The organism is Myxococcus sp. AB036A (assembly GCF_006547355.1).
GTDB classification, from domain to species: Bacteria; Myxococcota; Myxococcia; order Myxococcales; family Myxococcaceae; genus Myxococcus; species Myxococcus virescens.
Genome location: NZ_VHLC01000012.1, coordinates 1 through 15,832, shown reverse-complemented (window position 1 = coordinate 15,832; position 15,832 = coordinate 1). Strand labels below are relative to the sequence as shown.

The following is a 15,832-nucleotide window of genomic DNA, read 5'->3' as shown; positions in this document are numbered from 1 at the left end:
GCCCGAGCCGGTCCAGTTTCCGGAATCTGGATCCGTGGTTCGGATGGGGCACGGGATACCCCGTGAGCCGGGCGCTGAAATCCTCGGAATCTCCAGGGTCGTAGATTGGACAGAGGCTGGCTCCCGGATTGCTATGTGCGGCATTTGCCGCTGGGCCCACACCCCCCCCAACGACCCCAGGTTTATGACTCGAAAGACCTTTTACGTTCCCCTGCTTGAGCGGGTTTCCCGAGGACGCCTCGGCTTGGCCGTCGCACCCCTGGTGCTGCTGTGCGCGGCGCTGCTGGGTCCTGTGGCGAAGGCCGCTGCAGATACCTTCGGCCTGGGGAACGGGAGCAGCGGCGCGCTGACCATCAACGCCGCTAACCCGCCCATTAATACCTACACGCGCGTGACGACCGCCGCGCCAGCGGGGCAGAGCTTCGTGACGGTGGAGTCGTCCGCGGGCTTCGCGGTGGGCAACTTGGTGATGGTGTTCCAGGCCACGGGCCTGGCGGCGCCCGCGTCTGGGAGTCAGGCCCCCGTCAACCTGACGGGAGGCCCGGTGGGTCGCTGGGAGCTCTCGCGGATTCAGAGCCTCACGGCGACGCGGCTCAACTTCACGCAGCCTCTCACGGTGGCCTTCGGAGCTACCGGGACGCAGGCGATTCGGGTGCCCGAGTACACCAGCGTGACGGTGAACGCCGCGGGCAGCATCACGGCGCAGCCCTGGAATGGGACGACGGGCGGTGTGCTGGCCTTTCTGTCGCAGGGCGCGGTGAGCAACGCGGGGGCCATCCACGCGGATGGCCTGGGTTTCCGCGGCGCGTTTGCCTGGAACGGCGACGGTGATGGCTGCACTGGCCTGGATCAGGAGTGGCCGGGCGGAGCGTCGAAAGGCGAGGGGCTGGTGCCCGCTCGCTTCGGTGGTGAAGCCTTTCCTGTCGCAGGGACGTCGGGCCGGGGCAACATCGCCAACGCGGGTGGCGGCGGCGTCTGCCACAACTCCGGCGGTGGTGGCGGCAGCAACGCGGGCGCAGGTGGCATCGGCGGGCGCACCTGGAGCGGGGAGGACAGTCCTACGGTTTCCCGGGCCATGGGTGGGCTCGGTGGCGCCAGTCTGGACTTCGATGCGGTGAGCCATGGGCTGTTCGGCGGTGGCGGTGGCGCTGGACATGGCAATGACGACGCGGCCGGCGCGGGGAGCGCGGGCGGCGGATTCGTGTTCGTCCGCGCTGCCTCACTTTCGGGGACCGGTCGCGTTTCGGCGAACGGGCTGGCGGGCGGCAACGCCCTGGGGGATGGAAATGACGCCGCAGGCGGCGCGGGTGCTGGCGGCACCGTGTACCTGCGCGTCACCGGAGTCCTGAACTGCTCGGCCAACCAAGTGTCGGCCCGTGGTGGCAACGGCGGTAGTACGATTTTCCCCGAGCACGGAACGGGCGGCGGCGGTGGCGGTGGTCGCGTGCTGGTTCAGGGCGCGACGGTCGGGTGCACACCGGCCGTCATTGGCGGTGCTGCGGGCACGCAGCCGACGGCCAGCGCTCCGGACGGGCTCACGTATGGTGCCGCCCCTGGCAATTCCGGTGTCGTCACCATCCTGCCGGGTGCCTTCCCGGCGAATGTGGCGGCTCCTGTGGTGGTGACGCCTGCCAACGGCTCCACCACGGGCTTTCGTCCGGTCATCAGCGGTACTGCCCCCGCGAACTCCACGGTGATCATCTTCGTGGATGGTGTCGAAGTGGGCCGTGCAACGGCGGACCCCTCGGGGAACTTCAGCCTCACGCCGACCGCGGATCTGCCCGTCGGTGCTCACACGGTGAATGCCTACGCACTGCTCCAGGGCGTGTCGTCCGTGCTGAGCAACACCAATACCTTCACCGTGGTCTCCGACACCACGCCTCCAGATACCACCATCGTGAGTGGGCCGCCGGCGGTGTCGAACTCCACCAGCGCCACGTTCGACTTCGCCTCGAACGAGGGCCCGGTGACGTACGAGTGCTCGCTGAACGGTGGTCCGTTCGTGGCATGCACGGACCCGCAGACGTTCCCAGGCATGAGCGAGGGCGACCAGACGCTGGCGGTGCGCGCGGTGGACGCGGCGGGCAACATGGACCCGACACCCGCGACGTACGCGTGGACGGTGGATACGACGGCACCGGACACGACGATTGTCAGCGGTCCTTCGGGGACGACGACGTCCCCCAACGCCACGTTCGACTTCAGCTCCAACGAGAACCCGGTGACGTACGAGTGCTCGCTGGACGGCGCGCCCTTCGTGGCCTGCACGGACCCGCAGACGTTCCCGGGACTGGCGGATGGTTCGCACACCCTGACGGTGCGCGCGGTGGACGCGGCGGGCAACGTGGACCCGACGCCCGCCACCCGGACGTGGACGGTGGATGCCACCGCGCCGGACACCACCATCGTGAGCGGCCCGCCGGCGGTGACGAATGCCACCAGCGCGACGTTCGACTTCAGCTCCAATGAGAGCCCGGTGACGTATGAGTGCTCGCTGAACGGCGCGCCCTTCACGGCCTGCACGGACCCGCAGACGTTCCCGGGACTGAGCCAGGGCAACCAGACGCTGGCAGTGCGCGCGGTGGACGCGGCGGGCAACATGGACCCGACGCCAGCGACGTACGCGTGGACGGTGGATACGGCAGCACCGGACACGACGATTGTCAGCGGTCCTTCGGGGACGACGACGTCCCCCAGTGCCACGTTCGACTTCAGCTCTGATGAGAACCCGGTGACGTACGAGTGCTCGCTGGACGGCGCGCCCTTCGTGGCCTGCACGGACCCGCAGACGTTCCCGGGACTGGCGGATGGTTCGCACACCCTGGCGGTGCGCGCGGTGGATGCGGCAGGCAACATGGATCCGACGCCCGCCACCCGGACGTGGACGGTGGATGCTACCGCGCCGGACACCACCATCGTGAGTGGGCCGCCGACGGTGACGAACGCCACCAGCGCGACGTTTGACTTCGCGTCCAATGAGAGCCCGGTGACGTACGAGTGCTCGCTGAACGGCGCGCCCTTCGTGGCCTGCACGGACCCGCAGACGTTCCCGGGGCTGAGCGAGGGCGACCAGACGCTGGCGGTGCGCGCGCGGGATGCCGCTGGCAACGTAGACGCCACCCCCGCGACGTACGCGTGGACGGTGGACCTCACGCCCCCGACGCTGCCGACCATCGACTCGCCCGCGGACCAGGAGGAGGTCGCCACCGGGACGCCGACGCTGACGGGAACGGGTGAGCCGGGCAGCAACATCTACCTGGACGTGGGTGGCGCCACGCACGGCCCCATCCTGGTCGATGAGAACGGCAATTGGACCTTCACGGTGCCGGAGCCGCTCGACGAGGGGCCGCACACGGTGTCCATCACCAGCGTCGACCCGGCGGGCAACTCCGCGGGTCCGGTGACGAGCACGTTCATCGTCGACCTCTCGGCGCCTGACACGTTCATCGACTCCGGCCCGACGCTGCTGACGCGGGACGCGACCGCCACCTTCGACCTTCGCTCGGAAGGCGGAGGCGTGGCCTATGAGTGCAGCCTGGATGGGGGCGTCTATGTGGCTTGCGCCGACCCCGCGACCTTCACGGGGCTGTCGGATGGGGACCACCTGCTCCTGGTGCGCGCGGTGGACGCGGCGGGCAACGTGGACCCGACGCCCGCGCAGTACGCGTGGACGGTGGACACGACGGCGCCCGACACGCTCGTCGTGAGCGGTCCGGCGACGCCGACCTCGTCGAATTCGGCCTCGTTCGAGTTCGCCGCTTCCGAGCCAGGCTCCACCTACGAGTGCAGCCTGGACGGCGCGGCCTACGTGCCGTGCGCGGAGACGGTGACGTACGAGGGCTTCGCGGAAGGGGAGCACACGCTCCTGGTGCGCGCGGTAGACGCGGCCGGCAACGTGGACCCGACGCCCGCCGAGCACACCTGGACGGTGGATTTGACGCCGCCGGTGGCGCCGCTCATCACCACGCCCGCGAACGGCGCGGTGCTGGATGACGGGGTGGTGACCATCACCGGCACGGCCGACGGCGCTGAGTCCGTGACGCTGGTGCTGGATGGCGTGCCCTACGGCCCCATCCCGGTCGATGCCGGTGGCAACTGGACCTTCACGCCGCCGGTGACGCTGCCGGACGGTCCGTACACGGTCGTTGTCACGGCGACGGATGATGCGGGCAACACCAGCGCTCCGACGAGCTCCACCTTCACGGTGGATACGACGGCGCCGGATACCGCCATCGACAGTGGCCCGGCGGTGGTGACGAACGTGGCCACCGCGGACTTCGTCTTCTCGTCGAACGAGTCTCCGGTGACGTACGAGTGCTCGCTGAACGGCGCGCCTTTCACGGCGTGCCCAGCGCAGGCGCAGTTCGGCCCGCTGCCGGACGGTGACCACACGCTTGCGGTGCGCGCGGTGGATGCGGCCGGCAACGTGGACCCGACGCCCGCCGAGTACACCTGGACGGTGGATGCAACGCCGCCGGTGGTGGTCATCACCACGCCCGCGAATGGCGCGGTGCTCGATGTGCCGGTGGTGACGTACTCCGGAACGACGGAGGCGGGCAGCACTGTGACGGTGGTGGTGGATGGCGTCACGGTGGGCACGGTGGTGGCCGACCCGTCTGGCAACTGGTCGCTCCCTGTGGGCGACACGCTGTCGGAAGGTCCCCACTCGGTGTCCGTCACGGCGGAGGACGAGGCCGGCAATACCGGCACGACGGTGACGCACACGTTCATCGTGGACGCGGAGCCGCCGGAGACGACGTTCACCTCGACGCCGCCCGCGCTCTCCAACAGTGATTCGGCGACGTTCGACTTCGACTCGGACGAATCCCCGGTGACGTACGAGTGCAGCCTGGACGGCGCGGCCTTCACGGCGTGCACGGACCCGGCCACCTTCACGGGCTTGGATGACGGCGAGCACTCCCTGGCGGTGCGTGCGGTGGATGAGGATGGCAACGCGGACCCGACGCCGGCCAGCTACACCTGGACGGTGGACACCTCCGCGCCGGACACCCTCATCATCTCCGGCCCGCCGCTGACGGAAGCGCCTGGCACCGCGACGTTCGACTTCGATTCGGACGAATCCCCGGTGACGTACGAGTGCAGCCTGGACGGCGCGGCGTACGTGCCGTGCTCGGACCCGGTCACCTTCACGGGCCTGGCGGGAGGCAGCCACACGCTGAGCGTCCGCGCGGTGGATGAGGCGGGCAACGTGGACGGCACGCCGGCGACCTACAACTGGTCGGTCGCGGTCGACACGGATGGCGACGGCCTGACGGACGCCGAGGAGGTTGTGCTGGGCACCGACCCGGAGAACCCCGACACGGACGGTGACGGACTGCCGGACGGCATCGAGGTGAATACCGCGGGGACGGATCCGCTCGACGACGACTCGGATGACGACGGCATCCTGGATGGCAACGAGGACGCCAACCACAACGGCATCGTCGATGAGGGTGAGACGGACCCGAACAACTGGGATACCGATGGCGACCTGCTGTCGGACGGTCTGGAGCTGGGCCTCGCCGAGCCCCAGGGCGCCAACACGGACACGACGCGCTTCGTGGCGGACTCCGACCCGACCACGACGACGGACCCGCTCAACCCCGACACGGACGGCGGCAGCGTGCGTGACGGCATCGAGGACGCCAACCGCAACGGCCGGGTGGACCCGGGCGAGACGGATCCGCTCAACCCCGCGGACGACGTCGACTCGGACGGCGACGGCATCGATGATGCGACCGAAATCGCGCAGGGCCTGGACCCCAACGACGCGGACAGCGACGACGACGGCGTGCCGGACGGCATCGACGGCATCACCGACACGGATGATGACGGCCTCATCGACGCGTTGGACCCGGACAGCGACAACGACGGCATCCTGGACGGCACGGAGATGGGCGTGACGCTGGAGAGCGCTCCGGCGGACACGGACCGCAGCTCGCCCAACTTCCGTCCGGACGCGGACCCGAGCACCACCACCGACCCGAAGAACCCGGACACGGACGGTGACGGCCTGCGCGACGGCGAGGAGGACGCCAACCACGACGGCCGCGTCGACAGCACGGAGACGGACCCGAACAACCCGGACACGGACGCTGACGGCCTGACGGATGGCGTGGAGGTGCGTGGCAACAACCCCACCAACCCGCTGAACCCGGACACGGACGGCGACGGCTTGCTGGACGGTGCGGAGGACGCCAACCGCAACGGCTCCTTCGACAACGGCGAGACGGACCCGAACAACGCCGACACGGACGGCGGCGGCGTGAACGACGGCGAGGAAGTCACCGGCGGGACCAACCCGCTGGACGGCAACGACGACTTCGTCATCTCCGGCCGTGGGTGCAGCACGAGCGGGGCGGGCACCTTCGCTCCGCTGGCGCTGCTGCTGCTCGGGCTGCCACTGCTGGGCCGCTACCGCCGCTCGGCGGGGCGGGCCGCTGGGGCCCCTGTGGCCGCCGCCGCCGTGCTGGCGCTGGCGGTCCTGATGGTGTCGCGGCCGGCCGTGGCGCAGGTGCCCACGCTGTCCGCGTCCCAGTCCATCGACGTGCAGCAGTACAAGCCGGGGCCGAGCTCGAAGGACATCCTGGGCGTTCAGAGCGCCCAGGTGCATTCCCACCTGGGTTGGAACGTGGGCGTGTCCGTCAACTACGCGGACAAGCCGCTCAACTTCATGGACCCGCGCTCGGGCCGGTACATCACCGCGCTGGTGCGCAGCCAGGTGGGTGTGGACCTGATGGGCTCGGTGGGCCTCTTCGACCGCTTCGAGCTCGGCGTGCTGCTGCCGGTGACGCTCCAGCGTTCGCAGGCGGCGCCCATGGTGGACCCGTCCTTCGCCCAGGGCGTGGGCTCGGGTGGCATCGGTGACCTGCGCCTGGTGCCCAAGGCCCGCCTCCTGGAGGAGGGCTCCTTCGGCCTGGCCCTGACGGTGCCGGTGGTGCTGCCCACGGGCGGCGGCTCCGACTTCCTCGGGGGCTCGGGCGTGGGCGTGCAGCCGCGCCTGGTGGCCGAATACGGCGAGCGGTTTCGCGTGGCTGCCAACGTGGGCGTGGACTTCCGGGAGAAGCAGCAACTGCGCAACCTGAACCTGGGCAACGCGGTGTCCTACGGCGTGGGCGCCGAGCTGCCCTTCACGGTGAGCGAGGTGCCGCTGGCGCTCGCGGCCACGCTGGTGGGCGCGGTGAACCTGGAGCAGCAGGACACCGAGGAGCGCCCGCTGGAGCTGTTGGCGGCGCTGAAGTACCGCGCGCTGGGCGGCTTCTCCGCGCACGTGGGCGGTGGGCCGGGGCTCACCCGCGGCTACGGCACGCCGGGCTTCCGGCTGCTCGCGGGCTTCAGCTACAGCCCGGAGCCGTCCCGCGAGCCGAAGCAGGCCGCGCCCGTGGACACGGACGGCGACGGCATCCTCGACATCGACGACGCCTGCCCGACGGAGCCCGAGGACAAGGACGGCTTCCAGGACGAGGACGGCTGCCCGGACCCGGACAACGACGCGGACGGCATCCCCGACACGGCGGACACGTGCCCGAACGAGCCGGAGACGGTCAACGGCTTCGAGGACACGGATGGCTGCCCGGACGTGGCGCCGCCTCCGCCGCCGGTGGACACGGATGGCGACGGCATCATGGATCCGGATGACCGCTGCCCCAATGCTCCCGAGGACAAGGATGGTTTCCAGGACGAGGACGGCTGCCCGGACCCGGACAACGACCGGGACGGCATTCCCGACGCCGAGGACAAGTGCCCGAACGAGCCGGAGACCATCAACGGCTTCCAGGACGAGGACGGCTGCCCCGACAAGGGCAAGGTGAAGGTGCTCGTCGATGGCGAGCGCATCGTCATCCTGGAGAAGGTCTACTTCGCCACTGGAAAGGACGTCATCCTGGCCCGCTCGTTTCCGCTGCTGAAGCAGGCGGCCGCGGTGCTGCGCGCCAACCCGCAGGTGGAGTTGCTCCGCATCGAGGGCCACACGGACGACCAGGGCAACGACGCGAAGAACCTGGACCTGTCCCAGCGCCGCGCGAACAACGTGCGCGCCTTCCTGGTGAAGGAGGGCATCGCCGAGGGCCGCATGGAGGCGGTGGGCTACGGCGAGACGAAGCCGGTGGACACCAACAAGACGGCGAAGGGCCGTGAGAACAACCGCCGCGTGGGGTTCACCATCCTCCGCGTGGGGAAGGTGGAAGTGGAACGCGAGGCGCACTGACCCACGGGCTCTGAATCCCCGGTGAAACACACCGGGTGATTTCAGCGAGGGTGGCTCCGAAAGAGATTTCGGGGCCACCCGTCGTTTTTTGGGGCATGCTGCGCCCCACCCGCCAAGCAGTGCCGTGTATCGCGAGTCAAGGGGCGAAGTTCACCCACCGCGTCGCACGCCTGCACGTCCATGGGTTGGCGTAAGTGCGCGTCAGGACTCAGACGCGCAGCATCCCGCTACAGGCTCGTAGCGGAATACTTGCCAAAGCGTGGGACTTGCTGATGATTGTGGGGGTTGGGAGCACGCGCGCTGCATCGTGCGACTCCGGGCGAGAGGACCACCATGGACCAGTTCGATCAGAACAAGCAGGCCGCCAAGATTCGGGTCGTCGGGGCGGGTGGGGCCGGCTGCAACGCCGTCAATACGATGATCCTGTCCAAGCTGGACCGGGTGGACTTCATCGCCGCCAACACCGATGTCCAGGCGCTCGCCGCGAGCAAGGCGCCCACCCGGCTTCAGCTGGGCCAGACGCTGACGAAGGGCCTGGGCGCGGGCGCCAACCCGGAGATGGGCCGCGAGGCCGCCCTGGAGTCGCGTGACCAGATTGCCGCGGTGCTCGAGGGCGCCGACATGGTGTTCGTCACCGCCGGCATGGGTGGCGGCACCGGCACGGGCGCCGCGCCCATCATCGCGGACATCGCCAAGAGCCTGGGTTGCCTCACGGTGGGTGTCGTCACCAAGCCCTTCCTCTTCGAGGGCAACAAGCGCCGCAAGCAGGCCGAGCAGGGCATCGTGGAGCTCAAGGCCGCGGTGGACACGCTCATCACCATTCCGAACCAGCGCCTGCTGTCGCTCTCCAACGAGCCGATGCCGCTGTTGGAGACCTTCAAGCGCGCGGACGAGGTCCTGCTGAACGCCGTGCAGGGCATCAGCGACCTCATCCAGTACCACGGCTACATCAACGTCGACTTCGCCGACGTGAAGACCATCATGAGCGACAAGGGCATCGCGCTCATGGGCACGGGCAACTCGACCGGTGACAAGCGCGCCCTGATTGCCATGCAGCAGGCCATCGCCAGCCCGCTGCTGGAGGACGTCTCCATCGACGGCGCCACGGGCCTGCTCATCAACATCACCGGTGGCCGCGACATGACCCTACAGGAGGTCAACGAGGCCCTGACGCTGGTGCACGACGCCGCCGACAGCGAGGCGGAAATCATCTTCGGCTCGCTCATCGACGAGAACATCTCGGATGAGGTGAAGATCACCATCATCGCCACGGGCTTCGTGCACCGCGACGCGCCCAAGGTCCGCACGGTGGCGCCGGTGGTGCAGGTGCCACTGTCGCGTCCGGCGCCGTCCGTGCTCGCGAACGCGCGCGAGGAAGTCGCCAGCCTGGTGCCCACGAAGGGCAGCGGCTCGCGGCCCCTGACGGTGGAGAGCGCCAAGTCGGTGAGCGCCCGCACCGCGGTGGTGAAGGACGCGCCGCTGCCGCTGGACGAGGACCAGTTCGACATCCCCACCTTCCTGCGGCGGCAGGGCCAGACGGAACTGCCGTAAGGGGCAGGGGAGACGCGGGGCTCAGCGAGCGGGAAGCTGGGCCACGCTGGCTTCGTCGCGTGCAGACAGGGTGTCCGCGCGGGCGAAGAGGCCGTCGACTTCCGAATAGAGCGCGTCCACGCGCTCCGGAAGCCGGGCCGCGGGCAGCACGCCGTCGCCGGACACTTCCTCCAGGCGCGCGTGGGCCCGCTGCAGCAGCTGGAGCGCCTTCAGCAGGGAGAGGCCGCGGCGCGTGCCCTCCTCGGTGAAGAGGGTGCCGCTCTGCGTCAACGTCTCGAGCGTGGTGCGCACGAAGCGCACGCGGTCCGCGTGCCGGCCACGGTAGAGGTCCAGGCGCTTGGCGCGCCGCGCGTGGTGCAGATTGACCACGCCGCCAGGGCTTGAGGAGGTGGGGGGCGTCACGGGGAGCAAGGTACGACACCGCCTCGTAGACCCGCAAATTTACTGGACTGTAGGGACCTGTTGCACGTCCGTTCGCACCCTTGTCTTGGGAGGGAGCGAGGGTTAGGTTCGCCGCCCTTTCGCACCCGCACCCCAGGGGTTTCGCCATGTTCCAGAAGCTGCTCATCGCCAACCGGGGAGAGATTGCCCGCCGCATCGGCGTGGTGGCCCGGGGCATGGGGCTCAAGACGGTCGCCGTCTATTCGGACGCGGACGCCGAGCTGCCCTTCGTGAAAGAGGCCGACGAGGCGGTGCGCATCGGCCCCGCACCGGCCAAGGACAGCTACCTCAACACCGCCGCCATCCTGGACGCCGCGAAGCAGACGGGTGCGCAGGCCATCCACCCGGGCTACGGCTTCCTGTCGGAGAACGGCGAGTTCGCCCAGGCCTGCGCGGACGCGGGGCTCATCTTCGTGGGACCGCCGCCGGAGGCCATGGCGCGGATGAAGGACAAGAGCCAGGCCCGCAAGCTGGTGTCCGCCGCGGGGGTTCCCGTGGTGCCCGGCAGCGAGGGCGTGGTGCCCGACGTGGCCAGCGCGCTGGCGGAGGCCGAGCGCATCGGCTACCCGGTGCTCGTCAAGGCGGCCAGCGGCGGCGGTGGCATTGGCATGGCGGTGGCCAGGAACTCCGCGGAGATGGAGAAGGTCTACCGCCAGTGCACGGACCGGGCGAAGGCCGCCTTCGGCAAGGAAGGCGTGTACGTGGAGCGCTACTTCCCGGCGCCCCGGCACATCGAGGTCCAGATTCTGGGGGACCAGCACGGCCACCTCATCCACTGCCTGGAGCGGGAATGTTCCATCCAGCGGCGCCACCAGAAGGTGGTGGAGGAAGCCCCCTCCGTGCTGTTCGCGGACGGGCGCAACCCGGAGCTGGCGCAGAAGCTCTTCACGGCCGCGGTGGCCGCGGCGAAGGCTTTCGGCTACGCCAACGCCGGCACGGTGGAGTTCCTCTACTCGGACGGTGAGGTCTACTTCATCGAGATGAACGCCCGCCTCCAGGTGGAGCACCCGGTGACGGAGCTGACTACGGGGCTGGACCTCATCGGCTGGCAGCTGCGCATCGCCGCGGGCGAGCGCCTCACGGTGAAGCAGGAGGACGTGAAGCGGCGCGGGGCGGCGCTGGAGTTCCGCATCTACGCCGAGGACCCGGTGAAGTTCTTCCCGTCCCCCGGGCCGCTGAAGGTGTTCCAGCCGCCCACGGGCGAGGGCGTCCGGCTGGACGCGGGCTACGGCGAGGGCAACACCGTCACGCCCAACTACGACCCGATGATTGCCAAGCTCATCATCACCGGTGAGACGCGGGCGCAGGCGATTGAGCGCTCCGTGGCGGCGCTCCAGTCGTTCCGCATCGAAGGCATCAAGACGAACATCCCGCTCCACCTGCGCATCGTGCAGGATGCGGCCTTCCAGGCCGGCGAGCTGGACACGCACTTCCTGGAGCACCACGCCAAGCCGGCGTAGCGGGGCCCGCTCCAGCCCCAACCACCCCTGAGGAGGCACGGATTCATGGCGGACGTAGCGGCGCACATCACCGGCACGGTGTGGAAGATTGAGGTTCAGGTCGGCCAGCAGGTCAACGCGGGCGACACGCTCGTCATCCTCGAATCCATGAAGATGGAGATGCCCGTGGAGGCAGAGGATGGCGGGACGGTGAAGGAGATTCGGGTGAAGGAGGCGCAGTCGGTCAACGAGGGCGATGTCCTCGTGGTGCTCGGTTAGCAGTGGAGCCCGTCGTCGCGACAGGCGCTTCGCTGAACGTCGAGGACCGCGACGACGGGGTCCGGGTGTTGACGCTGTCCAACCCGGCCCGCCGCAACGCGCTCGATGACGGCCTTCTGGCGCGGCTGGACGCGGCGCTGGAGCCCGCCCCGCATGTGCGCGCCTTGCTGGTGCGCGGCGCGGGCGGGGCTTTCTGTTCCGGCTATGACTTGACGCACCTGGGCCCCCCGGGCGCGGGCGGACGGCTGCCGGATGACTTGCTGGTGGAGTGCCTGCTGAAGCTGGAGTCCCACCCCGCGCCCAGTGTGGCGCTGGTGGAGGGCCCTGCGGTGGGTGCCGGCTTCGACCTGGCGGCCTCGTGCGACTTCCGCATTGGCACGCCCAACGCCGTCTTCCTCATGCCCCCCGCGAAGCTGGGCATCGTCTACTCCCCGGAGGGGCTGGCTCGGGCCGCGCGGCTGGTGGGCGTGGCGCGCGCCAAGCAGCTCTTCCTGGCTGCGCGGAAGCTGAGCGCGCGGGAGGCCCTGGAGTGGGGGCTGCTGGATGACTGCCTGGCGGACGCGGAGACACGCGCACTGGCGCTGTGCGCCACCCTGGCGAGCCATGCACCGCTGGCGGTGTCGGGGATGAAGGAGTCCTTCGGGCGTCTGGCTCGGGCTCCATTGGAGGAAGCAGACCGGGCGCGGCTGCGCGGCTTGCGCGCGGCGGCCTTCGGGAGCGAGGACGCGAAGGAGGGGCGGGCGGCCTTCCTTGAAAAGCGCCCGCCCCGCTTCTCCGGCCGCTAGTCAGGGCGGCCGGCGGGGCACTGCCTCGGCGACATCAGGTATCGCCGAAGAGCTCGCCCATGCGCAGCTGCAGCGCCGAGGCAATCTTGTACAGCGAGGAGATGGAGGCGGAGGACTCCGCGCGCTCAATCTGCGACAGCAGCGACACCGACAGGCCCGTGCGCCGCGCCAGCTGCTTGAGCGTGAGCTCCTGCGTCTTGCGTGCGTCGCGGATGGTGCGGCCAATAGCGCGGTGCAGGTCCGCCTCCGGGTCCTGGGACAAGCCCTTCTTCTGGAGGGCGTTGCGGACCGCGGTGATGAACTGCTCCGGCTCCATGGGCTTCTTGACGTAGTCGGAAGCCTGCGCCTTGAGCGAGGCCACCGCCGTGTCCACCGTGGGGTACGCGGTGGCGACGATGACGGCCACGTCCGTGTCGTACTTGCGAATCTGCTCCAACACCTCGGTGCCCGACATCTGCGGCATCATCATGTCGAGGATGACGAGGTGGAAGTCGGAGCCCCGGAGGATTTCCACCGTCTGGGTGGGGTCCGTCGTGGTCACGACCTCGTAGCCTTCACGGGTCAGGACCAGCTTGAGGTAGTCGCAGTTGTCCTGCTCATCATCAACTACCAGGATGCGAATCTGCACAGCGTCTCCTCGCTGCAGTTCAGTGCGATGGGACCGGAATACCCTCGGGGGCGAGGGTGATTCCGGCAGACCACTACTTCTTGGGATTCTCGTAACTCTCGACCAAACCCTTCACGCGCTCGTAGTACGCGTGATTGGGCGCAAGTTCCAGGAATCGCTTGTAGTGAACCGCGCCCTTCTCGGGCTGGTTGTCATTCGCGTAGGCGGACCCGAGGTAGAGGTGGCACTCGGCGCGGGTGGGTTCCAGGTCGAGGCACTTGTTCAGCTGCTCGATGGCCTGCCGGTAGCGCAGACCCTTGATGTGGTCGAAGCCGTCCGCCTGGGCCTTGGCCGCCGCGGACTGCGCGGCAGGCGGCGCCTTCTCCGTGCCGGAGGTGGGAACCGCGGCGGGCGGAGCCGCCTTCTTCTGGGCCTCGGCGACCTGCGTCTTCAGCGCCGCGTACTCCTTGGCGAACGCCTTGGTGGCGGCGCTCTCGCGCAGGGCTTCCTCGGCCTCCGGCAGCTTGCCGTCGCCCAGGGCGTTGCGGACGTCGTCGAGCCGCCGCTTCATCAACTGCTCGGCGCGCGCCTCGTCGAGCCGGGTCTCCACGTCACGGGGGCGCTGGCCGTTGGCATCCTTGATGCGCTCCAGCGCCTCCACGGCCGCGTCGAAGTCTCGCGCCGCAATCGCCTTGTCAGCGACCGCGCGCTGCTCCTCCATGGAGGGACCACGCGGGGGCGGTGGCGTTTCAGGCGTCTGCGCAGCCGCCGTTGCCGTCGTGGGCGGGGTGTCGTTGGCCGCGGCCGGTTCGTCGATGGTCGGCTGCGGATCCTCGTCCAGAGGGGGCGTGGGCGCCTGCGCGATGACGGGGGGCGCCGTCGGCTGGGTGCCCTGCTGGTTCATGTACCAGAGGGCTCCGCCGCCTCCGCCGAGCAGCAGGGCCGCGAGGCTCGCCACCAGGGGCAGCTTCGAGCGCGAGCCGCCACCCGCGGCCACGTCGTCCGACGCGTCACCGGCGTTGACGAAGCGCAGCTTCACGTGCCCCAGTTCGATGATGTCACCGGTGGCGAGCGTGGCCTGTGCGTAGCTCTCACCGTTGACCGTCATCCCGTTGGCGGACTGCATGTCGATGACGCGCCACTCGCCCGCGTCCTCGCGGACGAGCTTGGCGTGGGTGCGCGACAGCGACCGATGATCCAAGGTGATGTCGTTGTCGTCGGTGCGGCCGATCCGCAGCTCCGTGCGGATGCAGGCGAACTCCTGGCCCTTGAGCTCGTCCGGGGACAGCACGAGCAGGCGGGGAGCGTCCTCGGCGGGCACGTCCACCACCTTGCGCGGCCGATCCGCCTCCACCTGGTCCAACCGGATGATGGAGGTGGAGTGACGGCGCGCGTCCGCGGCGCTGAGGGAGGGCGGGGTGTGCTCGCTCTCCTCCGGCTCGTCGTCGTCGGAGTCGTCCTCCTCCGGCTCGGGCTCCGGCCGACGGGCGGGCACTTTGGTGGTGATGGGGCCTACGGCGTTGGCCGCGCCCTCCGCTTGGAGCGCGAGGTCGTAGTCGCCAATCTGGACCAGGTCACCCTCTTTCAGGGGCGACTGACCCGCGATTCGCTCGCCGTTGATCCGGGTGCCGTTATAGCTCCCCAGGTCTTCCACTACGACGTGGCCATTGAGTCGCACCAATCGTGCGTGACGGCGAGACACATTCCGTTCCGTCAGGCGGATGGTGTTTCCCTCCTGACGGCCGATGGTGATCTCGTCACGCACGAAAGGAACAACGGTCTTGCGCCCCTCGTCGTCTTCGATGATGAGCTTCAGCACGGGTCCGATCCGCGTACAGTCATAGCAGAACGGCCTTTCCCTGTACAAGCCATGTATCCCCCTCAAAAGACACGACTTTCTCCCGAGGAAGAGGGGCAGCCGAGGCTGTTGTCCATCGGTCAATCGGCCGGTGGAATGCGACTTGGGGGGGCGCCCTGGCTCACGTTGATCCTCGCCACCGTGCTGGTGGGCATCCACGGCGCGGCGCGAGCCGCGGGGCCGGTGGGGCTGGACACCCTGCTGCGGTGGGGCGCGAAGGCGGGGCCTCTGGTGGTGGACGCGGGCCAGGTCTGGCGGCTCGTCACCGCCCACTTCCTGCACCGGGACTTCCCCCACCTGGCGCTCAATGTCCTGGTGCTGTTGGCGGCGGGAAGCGGCCTGGAGCGCCTGTGCCGGCGCCGGGACTACGCGGCGCTGCTGGTGGCGGCGGGGCTGGCCACCATGGCGGGCTCGCTCGGCAACTCCGGGGGGGTGAGCGTGGGGGCTTCCGGGCTCGTATATGCCTGCGTGGGGGCGTTGCTCGTCCTGGGCCGGCGTCACCGGGCGAAGCTGCCGGCGCGGTGGATGTCCAGCGAGGCCGCGGTGCCCACGGTGCTCGTCTTCGTATGGATAGGGTGGACGTCGGTGGGCGTGGACAACGCGGGGCACCTGGGCGGATTGCTCGCGGGGCTGCTGGCGGGCGTCTTCCTGGAGCCACGCTGGCAC

General features: G+C 69.4%; 9 protein-coding genes. 6 read left to right on the top strand and 3 right to left on the bottom strand.

Annotated elements, in window-relative coordinates:
- The first annotated feature begins 244 nt into the window (after positions 1 to 244).
- Positions 245 to 8,206 (top strand): Ig-like domain-containing protein, encoded by a 7,962-nt coding sequence (locus FL344_RS07285; RefSeq protein WP_141618009.1) that lies wholly within the window; start codon positions 245 to 247, stop codon positions 8,204 to 8,206.
- Between the two features lie 333 nt (positions 8,207 to 8,539).
- On the top strand, positions 8,540 to 9,757 hold the full coding sequence (gene ftsZ, locus FL344_RS07280; protein WP_090490184.1) for a cell division protein FtsZ: 1,218 nt from the start codon (positions 8,540 to 8,542) through the stop codon (positions 9,755 to 9,757).
- Positions 9,758 to 9,778: 21 nt separating this feature from the next.
- Here ftsZ and FL344_RS07275 read toward each other — a convergent pair whose 3' ends face one another.
- Entirely contained in the window at positions 9,779 to 10,168 is a 390-nt protein-coding gene (locus FL344_RS07275; RefSeq protein ID WP_141590707.1) for a hypothetical protein, read from the bottom strand.
- A 137-nt stretch (positions 10,169 to 10,305) separates the two neighbouring features.
- On the opposite strand from FL344_RS07275, the gene FL344_RS07270 reads away from it, so the two are divergent.
- From FL344_RS07270 to FL344_RS07260, 3 genes are read left to right on the top strand one after another with little or no spacing between them, the layout of a single operon-like run.
- Positions 10,306 to 11,658 carry an acetyl/propionyl/methylcrotonyl-CoA carboxylase subunit alpha gene (locus FL344_RS07270; RefSeq protein WP_141618008.1) on the top strand — a complete coding sequence of 451 codons (1,353 nt, stop codon included), beginning with the start codon at positions 10,306 to 10,308 and terminating at the stop codon, positions 11,656 to 11,658.
- Between the two features lie 45 nt (positions 11,659 to 11,703).
- Positions 11,704 to 11,916 carry a biotin/lipoyl-binding carrier protein gene (locus FL344_RS38935; protein WP_011555548.1) on the top strand — a complete coding sequence of 71 codons (213 nt, stop codon included), beginning with the start codon at positions 11,704 to 11,706 and terminating at the stop codon, positions 11,914 to 11,916.
- Positions 11,917 to 11,918: 2 nt separating this feature from the next.
- Positions 11,919 to 12,701, top strand: coding sequence for an enoyl-CoA hydratase/isomerase family protein (locus FL344_RS07260; protein ID WP_141590702.1), 783 nt, complete (start codon positions 11,919 to 11,921; stop codon positions 12,699 to 12,701).
- Between the two features lie 34 nt (positions 12,702 to 12,735).
- Here FL344_RS07260 and FL344_RS07255 read toward each other — a convergent pair whose 3' ends face one another.
- Positions 12,736 to 13,329, bottom strand: coding sequence for a response regulator (locus tag FL344_RS07255; protein ID WP_002634367.1), 594 nt, complete (start codon positions 13,327 to 13,329; stop codon positions 12,736 to 12,738).
- A 73-nt stretch (positions 13,330 to 13,402) separates the two neighbouring features.
- Positions 13,403 to 15,127, bottom strand: coding sequence for an FHA domain-containing protein (locus tag FL344_RS07250; RefSeq protein WP_141618007.1), 1,725 nt, complete (start codon positions 15,125 to 15,127; stop codon positions 13,403 to 13,405).
- 135 nt (positions 15,128 to 15,262) lie between these two features.
- Here FL344_RS07250 and FL344_RS07245 point away from each other — a divergent pair.
- On the top strand, positions 15,263 to 15,832 hold a 570-nt coding region (locus FL344_RS07245), incomplete at its 3' end, for a rhomboid family intramembrane serine protease (RefSeq protein WP_141618006.1).

Bases quoted from the DNA above. Each gene is read 5' to 3' on its own strand.
- ftsZ (WP_090490184.1), top strand. From the start codon at position 8,540: ATGGACCAGTTCGATCAGAACAAGCAGGCCGCCAAGATTCGGGTCGTC.
- FL344_RS07270 (WP_141618008.1), top strand. From the start codon at position 10,306: ATGTTCCAGAAGCTGCTCATCGCCAACCGGGGAGAGATTGCCCGCCGC.
- FL344_RS38935 (WP_011555548.1), top strand. From the start codon at position 11,704: ATGGCGGACGTAGCGGCGCACATCACCGGCACGGTGTGGAAGATTGAG.